This is a genomic window from Mycobacterium sp. shizuoka-1 (assembly GCF_002723835.1).
GTDB lineage: Bacteria > Actinomycetota > Actinomycetes > Mycobacteriales > Mycobacteriaceae > Mycobacterium.
Window position 1 is genome coordinate 13,019 of the sequence record NZ_BEWG01000115.1, and the last position, 12,861, is coordinate 25,879.

Annotated in this window: 11 protein-coding genes and 1 riboswitch; of the genes, 5 read left to right on the top strand and 6 right to left on the bottom strand. The window is 67.8% G+C overall.

The features are described from left to right. Positions 1-2 precede the first annotated feature (2 nt). Positions 3-121: riboswitch (SAM riboswitch) on the bottom strand. 196 nt (positions 122-317) lie between these two features. Continuing rightward, positions 318-2,543 (top strand): NADP-dependent isocitrate dehydrogenase, encoded by a 2,226-nt coding sequence (locus MSZK_RS28660; protein WP_099251916.1) that lies wholly within the window; start codon positions 318-320, stop codon positions 2,541-2,543. 6 nt (positions 2,544-2,549) lie between these two features. Here the strand turns inward: MSZK_RS28660 and MSZK_RS28665 are convergent, their stop codons facing one another. Then, positions 2,550-3,389, bottom strand: coding sequence for an alpha/beta fold hydrolase (locus MSZK_RS28665; RefSeq protein ID WP_099251917.1), 840 nt, complete (start codon positions 3,387-3,389; stop codon positions 2,550-2,552). 50 nt (positions 3,390-3,439) lie between these two features. Between MSZK_RS28665 and MSZK_RS28670 the strand changes: the two genes are divergently transcribed. Then, positions 3,440-4,246, top strand: a complete 807-nt coding sequence (locus MSZK_RS28670) for an exodeoxyribonuclease III (RefSeq protein ID WP_099251918.1) — start codon at positions 3,440-3,442, stop codon at positions 4,244-4,246. Further along, positions 4,243-5,496 carry an amidohydrolase family protein gene (locus MSZK_RS28675; RefSeq protein ID WP_099251919.1) on the top strand — a complete coding sequence of 418 codons (1,254 nt, stop codon included), beginning with the start codon at positions 4,243-4,245 and terminating at the stop codon, positions 5,494-5,496. Before MSZK_RS28670 ends, MSZK_RS28675 begins: the two co-directional genes overlap by 4 nt. Here MSZK_RS28675 and MSZK_RS28680 read toward each other — a convergent pair. Beyond that, on the bottom strand, positions 5,493-6,533 hold the full coding sequence (locus MSZK_RS28680; protein ID WP_371411410.1) for an alpha/beta fold hydrolase: 1,041 nt from the start codon (positions 6,531-6,533) through the stop codon (positions 5,493-5,495). The two genes, MSZK_RS28675 and MSZK_RS28680, sit on opposite strands and share 4 nt — an antisense overlap. A 48-nt stretch (positions 6,534-6,581) precedes the next feature. Between MSZK_RS28680 and trpS the strand changes: the two genes are divergently transcribed. Both trpS and yhjD read left to right on the top strand, forming a co-directional pair. After that, positions 6,582-7,598 carry a tryptophan--tRNA ligase gene (gene trpS / locus MSZK_RS28685; protein WP_099251920.1) on the top strand — a complete coding sequence of 339 codons (1,017 nt, stop codon included), beginning with the start codon at positions 6,582-6,584 and terminating at the stop codon, positions 7,596-7,598. 20 nt (positions 7,599-7,618) lie between these two features. After that, positions 7,619-8,650, top strand: a complete 1,032-nt coding sequence (gene yhjD / locus MSZK_RS28690; RefSeq protein ID WP_099251921.1) for an inner membrane protein YhjD — start codon at positions 7,619-7,621, stop codon at positions 8,648-8,650. Positions 8,651-8,659: 9 nt separating this feature from the next. On the opposite strand, the gene MSZK_RS28695 is transcribed toward yhjD, so the two are convergent. The 4 genes from MSZK_RS28695 to MSZK_RS28710 all read right to left on the bottom strand — a co-directional run bounded on the left by MSZK_RS28695 (position 8,660) and on the right by MSZK_RS28710 (position 12,776). Then, on the bottom strand, positions 8,660-9,898 hold the full coding sequence (locus tag MSZK_RS28695; RefSeq protein WP_099251922.1) for a D-alanyl-D-alanine carboxypeptidase family protein: 1,239 nt from the start codon (positions 9,896-9,898) through the stop codon (positions 8,660-8,662). Between the two features lie 67 nt (positions 9,899-9,965). Then, positions 9,966-10,961: an SMP-30/gluconolactonase/LRE family protein gene (locus tag MSZK_RS28700; RefSeq protein ID WP_099251923.1), complete on the bottom strand. Its 996-nt coding sequence runs from the start codon at positions 10,959-10,961 to the stop codon at positions 9,966-9,968. Next, positions 10,942-12,348 carry an aspartate aminotransferase family protein gene (locus MSZK_RS28705; RefSeq protein ID WP_099251924.1) on the bottom strand — a complete coding sequence of 469 codons (1,407 nt, stop codon included), beginning with the start codon at positions 12,346-12,348 and terminating at the stop codon, positions 10,942-10,944. The genes MSZK_RS28700 and MSZK_RS28705 overlap by 20 nt, the downstream gene beginning before the upstream one ends. Continuing rightward, entirely contained in the window at positions 12,345-12,776 is a 432-nt protein-coding gene (locus MSZK_RS28710; protein ID WP_099252056.1) for an Lrp/AsnC family transcriptional regulator, read from the bottom strand. Before MSZK_RS28710 ends, MSZK_RS28705 begins: the two co-directional genes overlap by 4 nt. Positions 12,777-12,861: the final 85 nt, after the last annotated feature.

Genomic DNA, 12,861 nt, shown 5'->3' on the forward strand with positions numbered 1-12,861 from the left:
CGGACCCGCGCTTGCCGGTAGCCGCTGTCGGCTACTCAACCTGGTCTTCACCCGGAGCACCCCACCGCGGTTGGAGGGTTGCCGGCCAGCAAGCCGGGGCTTGATGCTGGCGCTCATGACCGACCCAAAGCGTAGCGCACCTTCGTAACGGGAGGCCAGCGGGATATCCGGGCCGGACGGGGTGGCCACGGGGCGAGCCACTGTGACGTAGACCTCGGCACGGATCCGTCGACCGCGATCACGTAGCGTCGGATGCGACGCGATACTGATAGCCGCCAACGCACCTGACTGATCGAACGCCCGGGAGACACGAGCACATGAGCGCCGAGCAACCGTCCATCATCTACACGCTCACCGACGAGGCGCCGCTGCTGGCGACCTATGGATTTCTGCCGGTTCTCCGCACCTTCGTCGAGCCGGCCGGCATCGACGTCAAGACCAGCGACATCTCGGTGGCCGCGCGCATCCTCGCCGAGTTCAGCGACCGCCTGACCGACGAGCAGCGGGTACCCGACAACCTGGCCGAGCTGGGCGCGCTGACCCAGGACCCGAGCGCCAACATCATCAAGCTGCCCAACATCAGCGCCTCGGTACCGCAGCTGGTGGCCGCGATCAAGGAGCTGAAGGCCAAAGGCTACGACCTGCCGGACTTTCCCGGCGATCCCAAGACCGACGAAGAGAAGGCGATCCGCCAGCGCTACGGCAAGATTCTCGGCAGCGCGGTGAACCCGGTTCTGCGCGAAGGGAATTCGGATCGCCGTGCACCCAAGGCGGTCAAGGAATACGCCCGCAAGAACCCGCACAGCATGGGGCAGTGGTCGCAGGCATCGCGCACTCACGTGGCCACCATGAAGGGCGGCGACTTCTACCACGGCGAAGAGTCGATCACGCTCGACAAGGACCGCAACGTGCGGATGGAACTCAAGACCGCGAGCGGCAAGACGATCGTGCTCAAGCCGGAGGTCAAGCTCGACAACGGCGACGTCATCGACAGCATGTACATGAGCAAGAAGGCGCTGATCGACTTCTACGAGGAGCAGATCGAGGACGCCTACAAGACCGGCGTGATGTTCTCGCTGCACGTCAAGGCCACCATGATGAAGGTGAGCCACCCCATCGTGTTCGGCCACGCGGTGAAGGTCTTCTACAAGGACGCGTTCGCCAAGCACGGTGCGCTGTTCGAAGAACTGGGCGTGAACGTCAACAACGGCCTGTCCGATCTGTACGACAAGATCGAATCGCTGCCGGCCAGCCAGCGCGAAGAGATCATCGAAGACCTGCACAAGTGCCACGAGCACCGCCCCGAGCTGGCGATGGTCGACTCGGCCAAGGGCATCTCCAACTTCCACTCGCCGTCCGACGTGATCGTGGACGCCTCGATGCCGGCGATGATCCGGCTCGGCGGCAAGATGTACGGCGCCGACGGACGAACGAAGGACACCAAGGCGGTCAACCCGGAGTCGACGTTCTCCCGGATGTACCAGGAAGTCATCAACTTCTGTAAGACCCACGGCCAGTTCGACCCCACCACCATGGGCACCGTCCCCAACGTCGGCTTGATGGCGCAGAAGGCCGAGGAGTACGGCAGCCACGACAAGACCTTCGAGATCGCCGAGGACGGCGTCGCCGACATCGTCGACAACGACACCGGTGAGGTGCTGCTGACCAAGAAGGTCGAGGCCGGCGACATCTGGCGGATGCCGGTCGTCAAGGACGCGCCGATCCGGGACTGGGTGAAGCTGGCCGTGACCCGGGCCCGGATCTCCGGAATGCCGGTGGTGTTCTGGCTCGACGACGAGCGCCCCCACGAGAACGAACTGCGCAAGAAGGTCAAGACCTACCTCGCCGAGCACGACACCGAGGGGCTGGAGATCACGATCCTGCCGCAGGTGTGGGCCATGCGGTACACCCTCGAGCGGTTGATCCGCGGGCAGGACACCATTTCGGCGACCGGCAACATCCTGCGCGACTACCTCACCGACCTGTTCCCGATCCTGGAGCTGGGGACCAGCGCCAAGATGCTCTCGATCGTGCCGCTGATGGCCGGGGGTGGGCTCTATGAGACCGGCGCCGGTGGGTCGGCGCCCAAGCACGTCAGCCAGCTGGTCGAGGAGAACCACCTGCGCTGGGACTCACTCGGCGAGTTCCTCGCGATCGGCGCCAGCCTGGAGGATCTGGGCAACAAGACCGACAACGCGAAGGCCAAGGTGCTGGCCGCCACGCTGGACACCGCGGTCGGGGAGCTGCTCGACGCGAACAAGAGTCCGTCGCGCAAGACCGGCGAGCTGGACAACCGGGGCAGCCAGTTCTACCTGGCGCTGTACTGGGCGCAGGCGCTGGCCGAGCAGACCGAGGACGCCGAACTCGCCGAGCACTTCGCGCCGCTGGCCAAGACGCTCGCCGAGAACGAGGACACGATCGTCGCCGAGCTCAACGAGGTGCAGGGCAAGCCGGTCGACATCGGCGGCTACTACTACCCGGATCCGGAGAAGACCACCGCGGTGATGCGTCCGAGCAAGACGTTCAACTCCGCGCTCGGCTAGGTCGCGCTAGCCGGCGGGGTTGGCCTGTCGCACCGGCGGGGTGTGCGCGTCCACCCAGTCGATGATCAGGTTCGCGACCCGCTCCGGGGCTTCGAACATCGGGATGTGCCCGACGCCGTCGAGCTGGGTCACCGTGTCGATCTCCGGGATGTGCCGCAGGAAGTGCTTGGTGAACCGGGGATGGGGCAGCACCCGGTCGCGGTCGCAGACCACCAGGTTGGTCGGGATCGTCGTCTCGGTCAGCTCCATCAGCCCGGGCAGCAGCAGGGCCTTGATCAGCAGTTGGTAGTAGGCCCGGCAATGGGTGACGTCGTCGATGATCTCCTGCAGTTGCACCTCGGTCAGCCCGGCCGGGGTGGCGCTGATCGGCACGCTGGCGGCTGCCTTGGCCCCGGGCAGTCGCAGCGCCCGTTCGCGCAGCACCAGCGCCGTCAGCCACACCGGCAGCCCGGCGACGAACTTGCCGACGATCTCGTATTTCACCGGCGACCAGCGGTGCCAGCCACCGGCCGGGGCGATCGCGGTCAGGGTGCGGGCCCGGCCGCGCCGCTCGAGTTCGAACGCCACCCACCCGCCCAGCGAGTTGCCGACGATGTGCGCGGTGTCCCAGCCCAGCTCGTCGAGCTGACGCTCGAGGTGGTCGGCCAGCGTGGCAGTGTCCAGGAACCACGACCGGGTGCGCGGGCCGCCGTTGTGGCCGGCCATCGACGGCGCAAACACCTCGTAGCGGCCGGTATCGGCCAGCCGGGGAGCGACCTCGGCCCACACGTAGGACGACATCATGAACGGGTGCAGCAGCAGGATCGGTTCGCCGGAGCCGACGTGAAGGGGTTCGCGGGACGCCACACCCCGACCGTAAAGGTGATACCGCCGGTATCGCAAGATAGGTTTTCTCCGTGATCGTGACCACCATCAACGTCAACGGCGTGCGCGCCGCGGTGCGCCGGCGCTCCGAGGAAAACCTCGGCCTGCTGGACTGGCTGTCCCGCACGGCCGCCGACGTCGTCTGCCTGCAGGAGACCCGCTCCGACGACGAGCAGATCGCCGAAGCGCTCGCTCCGGCATTGGTGAGTGGCTGGCACCTGGCGTCGGCCAGCCCGCACCTCAAGGGCCGCAGCGGTGTCGCCATCCTGTCCCGCACGCCGTTCGCGGCGGTTCGAATCGGCTTGACCGCAACCGAATTCGAATCGCACGGCCGCTATCTCGAAGTCGACCTGGCCGGCGGTCAGACCGTCGGCAGCGTCTACGTGCACACCGGGGAGGCCGACACCGACCGCCAGCTGGAGAAGGAGCGGTTCACCGCCGCACTGGCCAAACGGATGGCCGAGCTGACCGCCGACGGCCGCGACGCGGTGATCTGCGGCGACTGGAACATCGCCCACACCACCAACGACATCAAGGCCTGGAAGGCCAACGTCAAGAAGGCCGGCTTCCTGCCCAGCGAACGGCAGTGGCTGACCGACCTGCTGGAGTCGGGGTGGGTCGACGTCATGCGCAGGCTGCATCCCGATGTCGCAGGCCCGTACAGCTGGTGGTCGTGGCGCGGCAAGGCGTTCGACAACGACGCGGGCTGGCGCATCGACTACCACCTGGCCAGCGAATCCCTGGCGGCGCGCGCGGTGGCCGCCCGGGTCGAACGGCCCGCCGCCTACGCGCTGCGCTGGTCCGACCACGCCCCGGTCACCGTAGAGTTCAGCTCATGAGCCTTCTGATCAAGAATGTCCGTGTCTTCGACGGGCTTTCGGGCTCGGTGACCCCCGGCCACGTCTTGATCGACGGGGCCACGATCTCCGCCGTCGAGACCTCGCCGATCGCCGAGGCTGCCGCCACCACCGTGATCGACGGCGGTGACCGGGTGCTGATGCCCGGCATGATCGACGCGCACGCGCACCTGGTGGGCATGGCCAACACGCTGCTGGACCTGGCGATGGCCTCGCAGACCCAGCTCGCGGCGACCACCCTGGCCCGGGCCAAGGGCACGCTGTTGCGCGGGTTCACCACCGTGCGGGACATGGCCGGCGACACCGCCGGGATCAAGAAGGTGATCGACGGCGAACCGGTGCTGGGCCCGCGGATCTACCCCAGCCAGGCGGCGATCTCGCAGACCGGTGGTCACGGTGATTTCGGCTTCGTCTACGAGCGCCCGACCGCCCTGGGCGGGCCCGAATCCCGCGCCGAGACAATCGGTTTCATGCGGGTCGCAGACGGCGTCGAGCGGGTCCTGGCCGCCGTGCGCGAGCAACTCAAGCTCGGCGCCGCCCAGATCAAGTTGATGGCCGGCGGTGGCGCCGCCTCGCTGTACGACCCGCTCTACACCGTGCAGTTCACCGAAGCCGAGATGGCTGCCGCCGTGGCGGCCGCCGCCGACTACGGCACCTATGTGGCCACCCACGTCTACAACGTCACCGGTATCCGCCGGGCCGTGCAAGCCGGGGTGAAATCCATCGAGCACGGCCATCTGGCCGACGAGCCCACCGTGGCCATGCTGGCCGAACGCGAGGTGTGGTTGTCCACCCAGCCGTTCGCCGAACACGACCACAGCTTCCTCAACCCGGACAGCGCCGAGAAGAACCGGGAGATCTGCAGCGGCACCCCGCACGTCTACGAGTGGGCCCGCAAGCACGGGGTGAAGCTGGCGTGGGGAACCGATCTGCTCTTCGAGCCGGAAAGCGTTGCGCGGCAAAGTGAGATGATGGTCCGTCTCGGCGAGTACGTCAGCAACGTCGACGCGCTGAAAATGGTGACGTCGGGTAACGCCGAGCTGCTGCGACTGGCCGGGGACCGCGATCCCTACAAGTCGGCACGCCTCGGCGAGATCACCGCGGGAGCGTGGGCCGATGTGCTGCTGGTCAACGGCGACCCCACCGCCGATCTGAGCGCGCTGGCCGATCCCGACAAAGGCCTGGCCGTCATCGTCAAGAACGGCGTGATCGTCAAGAACAGCCTGGCCTAGCAGCCTTCCCGATTGGGACCGGCGAGCGCCTTGGGCGCGTTCTCGATGCTCGCCGCCACCACGTCGAGTACCTGTGGGTCCCACGTCAGTGCCGTCTTCTGGTCCAGCCCAGCCAGGTTGGAGACGAAGATGCTGTGGGTGTCGTCAAAGGTGTAGCAGCGCCGGTGCGGCAGCACCGGATCGCCGATGTCGCGGGCCAGGGCGCTCTGTAGCGCCACCAGACCGTCGTTGGGCCACACCGCCGGGTTCACCTGACCGTCCTTGGTGAATCTCTTCCCACCGACCAACACCACCGGAATGGTGTCGAGCACTCCGGACTGGTATTCGTTCCAGCCGTTCTTGCCCATCAGGAAGGCCTGGTTGACCTCGCGCCCGGAGCCGGCCATGAGCCGCTTCACCTCGTCGGCCATGCCCTTCATCGCGGTCTCGCAGAACGTGTCGCCCTTGCAATCGCTCAGCGGGGTCAGGCCGTTGGCGTAGTCGGACAGATACGAGCCCTGCCACGGCGTGCCGATGGTCGTCAGCGACCGGACCTTGACCGGCGAGCTCGTCGACGTGAGAACCCGGATCGCGGCCCGCGAGTACAGCCCGCCCATCGAATGGCCGACCAGGTCGACCTCGCCGACGCCCTTGTCGGTGTGCAGCCAGTTGAGGAACCGGGCCAGATGCTCACCGGCGGTGTCGATGCTGCCCGTCGAGTCGACCGTCATGTTCTCCGGCAGCGTGACCGGGCAGACGCCGAACGGCCCGAATCCGGTCTGGTCGACGACCTGGCCGCGCCCGGCCATCGCGGGGGAGGTGTAGACCGTGTAGCCCTTGGACAGCAGATGCTCCCGCAGCGCGGTGTCGGTGTTGCCCGCGGCCAGCCCGGTGGCGCATGCCTGGTCGGGTGTGGTGAACGGGCTCGTCGCATCGCCGCCCGACACGATCACCACCGCCGCGGACGCCGGGCGCTTCTGGTCACCGGAGTTGCTCTGGCACCCGGCCAGCATGCCGATCATCATCACCGCGGCGGCCAGCGCCAGTATTCGTCGCACGAAGCAGGATGCTAGCCGGGTCGGGGCCCATGACAGGATTGACGAATCATGAACAGCTCATCTCGTCGTGTCGTGTTTTCCGGCGTCCAGCCGACGTCTGACTCGTTGCACCTGGGCAACGCGCTCGGTGCGATTCGGCATTGGGTCGGCCTGCAGGACGAGTACGACGCGTTCTTCTGCGTGGTGGACCTGCACGCGATCACCGTGCCGCAGGACCCTGCCACGCTGCGGCACCGCACGCTGGTGACCGCCGCGCAGTACCTGGCACTGGGGATCGACCCCGCCCGCGCGACCATCTTCGTCCAGAGCCACGTGCCCGCCCACACCGAGCTGGCCTGGGTGCTGGGCTGTTTCACCGGATTCGGCCAGGCCTCCCGGATGACGCAGTTCAAGGACAAGTCGCAGAAGCAGGGCGCCGACGCCACCACGGTGGGGCTGTTCACCTATCCGGTGCTGATGGCCGCCGACGTGCTGCTGTACGACACCGACCTGGTTCCGGTCGGCGAGGACCAGCGCCAGCATCTGGAGCTGGCCCGGGATGTGGCCCAGCGGGTCAACGTCCGCTTCCCCGACACGTTCGTGATCCCCGAGCCGATGATCGCGGGCGTCACCGCCAAGATCTACGACCTCGCCGACCCGACCGCCAAGATGAGCAAGTCGGCGGCCACCGAGGCCGGGCTGATCAACCTGCTGGACGACCCGAAGGTGACGGCCAAGAAGATCCGCTCCGCGGTCACCGACAGCGAGCGGGAGATCCGCTTCGACGTCGAAACCAAGCCCGGGGTGTCCAACCTGCTGTCGATTCAGTCGGCGGTGACCGGCGTCGCCGTCGACGCTCTGGTCGCCGGCTACCAGGGCCGCGGCTACGGCGACCTGAAGAAGGACACCGCCGACGCCGTCGTGGAGTACGTCACGCCGCTGCAGCGGCGGGTCGCCGAGCTGCTCGCCGACCCGGCCGAACTGCAGGCGATCCTGGCCGCGGGTGCGGCGCGCGCCCGCGAGGTGTCTGCCAAAACCATCGGACGGGTATATGAGCGGTTAGGGTTTCTGCCGACAAGTCCGTAGACGCTGCGGGAGGCTGGGCAATGTCACAACCGGCCGAACCGAGCCGCCTGGACCGACTTCGGGCCCGCTATCACTGGTTCGATCATGCGATGCGCGCCCAGGAGCGCTACCAGAATGCCAAGGGCGACTTCTACGCCGCGGGCATCACCTACTTCACGATCTTCGCGCTGTTCCCGTTGCTGATGGTCGGGTTCGCGGCGGGCGGTTTCATCCTGGCCAGCCAGCCGGACCTGATGGCCGAGATCGAGGGGCGGATCAGGGCAACGGTTTCCGGTGACTTCGGCACCCAGCTGGTGAACCTGATGGACTCGGCAATCGAGTCGCGAACGTCGGTCGGGGTGATCGGTCTGGCCACCGCGGCTTGGGCCGGGCTGGGCTGGATCTCGAATCTGCGCGAGGCGCTCACCCAGATGTGGGGTGAGCAGCGCGGCGAACAGCTGACCTTCGTCCGCACCAAGTTGTCGGATCTGCTGGCGCTGGTTTCGGTCTTCGTGGCGATCACCATCACCGTGGCCCTGACGGCGCTGGGTGATCCGGCCCTGATGTCGCGGGTCCTGGAATGGTTTGGGGTGCACGATATTCCGGGTCTGAACGTGGGGCTGCGGATCGTGTCGATGGTGATGTCGTTCGTGGTGTCCTGGTTGTTGTTCAGCTGGATGATCGCGCGGTTACCCCGCGAATCGGTCAGCTTCCGCAGCAGCGTGCGGGCCGGCCTGATGGCGGCGGCGGCCTTTGAACTCTTCAAGCTGGTCGGCTCGATCTATCTGCGGTCGGTGGTGCACGGACCGGCGGGCGCGACGTTCGGCCCGGTGCTGGGTTTGATGGTGTTCGCCTACATCACCGCTCGGCTGGTGTTGTTCGCCACCTCGTGGGCCGCGACCTCGCAGGACAACCTGCGCCCCGAGCCGGTCGCGGCGCCCGGCCCGGCGGTGATCACGCCCCGGGTCGGCCCGGACGAAGGCCTGAGCGGACGCCAGGCGCTGGCCGCGGTGGCGGTGGGCGCTGTTGGTGCGCTGGGCCTTTCGCGGCTGTGGCGCGCAGGTCGTGACTAGCCGCGCGCCCTAGCGGCCGCGGACCGGCCGCCGGTTGATCGACCGCGCGCCCAGGATCAGCCCGAACACGATCAGCGTCCCGATCACCGCCACGCCGACCCGCACCGGCACCGCGTCGGCCTCGGGCAGCACCCCTGACGCCTTGGCGCTGACCGCGCTGGCCGGATCCGGCTTGGGCGGCTTGAGTGACGGGTCGGGGTCGATCAGGGTGCCGACCTTGGTTCCCGGCGGCGTCGAGAAGCCGTAGTCGAGCAGGTGCGCGGCCTGCTGCCACGGCGGGATCGGCTGGCGGGTGCCGCGCAGCAGCACCGCCACCAACCGGCGGCCGTCACGGTTGGCCGCGCCGACGAAGGTCTGCCCCGCGTCGTCGGTGTAGCCGGTCTTGCCGCCCAGGGCGCCCGGATAGTTGTAGAGCAGCTGGTTGTCGTTCTCCAGCTCGTAACCGGGGTGGTCGCCGTCCTCGCCAGGCTTGGCCGGATGGCCGGGGAAGTCGTACTTCTGGGTGGCCACGATGCCGGCGAACGTCGGGTTCTCCCAGGCGTACCGGTAGAACAGCCCGATGTCGTAGGCCGACGTGCTCATGCCCGGCCCGTCCAGCCCGGACGGTGTGGCGGCCCGGGTGTCCTGGCCGCCGAGCTTGCGGGCCAGCCCGTTGATCTTCTGCAGCGCGGTGTCCCAGCCGCCGACCTGCATGGCCAGCGCGTGCGCGGCGTCGTTGCCGGAGTGCATGAGCAGGCCGTGCAACAGATCGTTGACGGTGTAGCGGCCGCCCTCGTCCACGCCGACCCGGGTGCCCTCGGCGTTGGCGTCGTCCTGGGTGCCGTTGACGATCTTGTTCAGCGGCAGCTCGTTCATGGCCTGCATCGCGATCAGGACCTTGATGATGCTGGCCGGCCGGTGCCGGGCGTGCGGATCGCGGGCGGCGATGATGTCACCGGTGTCGAGGTCGGCGACCAGCCACGACTCCGCCGAGATGTCGTCGGGAACCGGCGGCGTGCCCGCCGCGACGATCACCCCGCACCCCGACAGCGCGTCACCGCCGACCGGTTTGGCCGGAACGGGCAGGGGCTGCGGCGGATCGCCGGCCTGGGGGACCTCCGAGGAGTCGACGGCCGGTGGGGTGGTCACCCGGTAGGGGCACGTGTTCGGGTCGGCCGGGTCGGCCCACGCGATCGCCGGCGTGCCGACGACGCACAGCGCCGCGGCCACTGCGGCAGCACACCGCGTGAGAGTTCTCTGCCTCGCCATCGACTCGCAGAGTAGGGGATCCGGGACCCGAAACCGGGGAGCCGCGCTGTGACTGGAGTTGTAGTTGTTACAAATCGAGACATGCGATGGCCGACGATCCGATGCAGCCCAGCCACAGCGCGCCGTCGTGTTCGACCAGGCCGGTAGCCAGCGCAAACCGGGGATCGGTCGTGCGCACCTGGGCCTGCAGCCGGCCGTCGAGGTCAATCGCGATCGCCCACACCAGCGGCTTGGGGTCGGGCATCCAGCGGTACGGCAGCCGCCACAGCAGCCTGCGCAGCACGGGCGCCCGCGGGGCCAGCCACTCGCCGATGGCGTTGCGCTCGCTGACCAACGCCACCCAGATCCGGCCGTCGGGCGCGGTGGAGATGTTGTCCGGATAGCCGGGTAGATGCTCGATCAGCGGCACTGGTTCGCCCACCCCGGAGGGGGTCAGCGGATAGCGGGACACCCGGCATGCGGTGGTCTCGGCGACCATCAGTGCCGACTCGTCGGCGGTCAACGTCACCCCGTTGGCGAACCGCAGACCGTCGGCCAGCGTGGTCACCGTGCCGTCGACGTCGCGACGGAACAGCGCGCCGCTGGCCCGGGCCTCCAGGACCGAACCCTTGTAGTACTCGTAATGGAAGCGTGCCGTCGACTCGGTGAAATAGATTGTGCCGTCCGATGATTCGACGACATTGCTGCAGAACGTCAACGGCCGGCCGGCGACCTGGCTGACCAGCGTCTCGATTGAACCGCTACCCGGATCCAGCCGCAGCAGTCCGCGGTGGCTGTCGCAGATCAGCAGCCGACCGTCCCGGCTGACCGCCAACCCCAGTGGCCTGCCGCCGGTATCGGCCACCACCTCGGGCGCCGAGCCGGGCCGGATCCGCACGATCGCGCCGTTGTCGGTGCCCGTCCAGATCGCGCCGTCGGCATCGATGACGACGTCCTCGGGCGCGTGGCCGGGAACCGGGATGACCCGCAGCGAGGCGTCGATGTCGGCCGGTGGCAGATCCCGTCGCGGTGGCGGCTGCCACCGGACGGGATCGACCGGAGGCTTAGTGCCAGGCGTCGCCACGAGTCTGCAGGTGATCCCAGGCCTGGGTGAACACCCGGCGCAGGATCTGCTCGATCTCGTCGAAGACGGCCTGGTCGCTGATCAGCGGCGGAGCGAGCTGCACCACGGAGTCACCGCGGTCGTCGGCGCGGCAGTACAGCCCGTTCTCGAACAGCTCGACGGACAGGAAGCTACGCAGCAGCCATTCGGACAGCTCGTCGTCGAGCACGGCCTTGGTGGCCTTGTCCTTGACCAGTTCGATGCCGTAGAAGAACCCCTCGCCGCGGACGTCGCCGACGATCGGCAGGTCGAGCAGCTTCTCCAGGGTGGCCCGGAACGCCGGGGCGGTGTTGTGGACGTGATCGTTGAGGCCCTCCCGCTCGAACACGTCGAGGTTGGCCATCGCGACCGCCGCCGCGACGGGATGCCCACCCCAGGTGTAGCCGTGCGCGAACGTCGTCGTGCCGTCGTCAAACGGCTCGAACAGCTTGTCGGAGGCGATCATCGCGCCCAGCGGGGCGTACCCGGAGGTCAGTCCCTTGGCGCAGGTGATGATGTCGGGAACGTAGTTGAAGTCGTTGCAGGCGAACATCGAACCGATGCGGCCGAACGCGCAGATCGTCTCGTCGGAGACCAGCAGCACGTCGTATTCGTCGCAGATCTCCCGGACCCGCTCGAAGTACCCGGGCGGCGGCGGGAAGCAACCACCGGCGTTCTGCACGGGCTCGAGGAAGACGGCCGCGACCGAGTCGGGGCCTTCCATCTCGATGGCCTCGGCGATCCGGTTGGCCGCCCACTGTCCGAACTCCTTGATGTCGGTGTCGTGGCCCTCGGGTGCACGGTAGAAGTTCGTGTTCGGCACCCGGAAGCCGCCGGGGGTGATCGGCTCGAACGGCGCCTTGAACGTCGGCAGGCCGGTGATGGCCAGCGCGCCGTGCGGGGTCCCGTGGTAGGCGATGCTGCGCGAGATCGCCTTGTACTTGCCGGGTTTACCGGTCAGCTTGAAGTACTGCTTGGCCAGCTTCCACGCCGACTCGACGGCGTCGCCGCCGCCGGTGGTGAAGAACACCCGGTTCAGATCACCGGGCGCGTAACCCGCCAGCCGCTCGGCCAACTCGATGGCAGGCGGGGTGGCGTACGACCACAGCGGGAAGAAGCCGAGGGTCTCGGCCTGTTTCTTGGCGGCTTCGGCGATCTCCTCGCGGCCGTGGCCGACCTGCACCACGAACAAGCCCGACAGGCCGTCGATGTAGCGCTTGCCGTTGCTGTCCCAGATGTGGACGCCGTCGCCGCGGGTGATGATCGGCGGGGTGATGCCGGCGCCGTGGCGGGCGAAGTGGCCCCACAGGTGCCGGTCTGCCTTGGCGCCGAGATCGGCGGTCAGGTTCTGGCTGGCGGTGGTTGTCATCGGGTACCCCAATTGTATTGTTGCTTAACTAGTTTCAGATAGACCAGCGTCTCGGTGGAGGTGACTCCGGGTACGGCGCGGATCTCGGTGTTGAGCAGCTCCAGCAGCTCGGCGTCGTCGGCGCAGACGACTTCGGCGATGGCGTCGAAGGTGCCCGCGGTGAGCACCACGTAGTCCACCGCTTCGATCTGCGCCAGCTTCTCGGCGACCTTGGTGGTGTCGCCAGTGCAGCGGATGCCGATCATCGCCTGACGGGTGAAACCCAGCTGGAGAGGGTCGGTCACCGCGACGATCTGCATGACCCCGGAGTCGACGAGTCGCTGTACTCGCTGGCGTACCGCCGCCTCCGACAGCCCGACGGATTTGCCGATCGCGGCATACGACCGCCTACCGTCTTGCTGCAGTTTCTCGATAATGGCTTTGGACATTTCGTCCAGTTGCACGGGTCCGTTTCCACCCGCCGCAACGGCGCGGACGGGAAACCGAGTGGCCGGCACACCCGAGTCACGCATG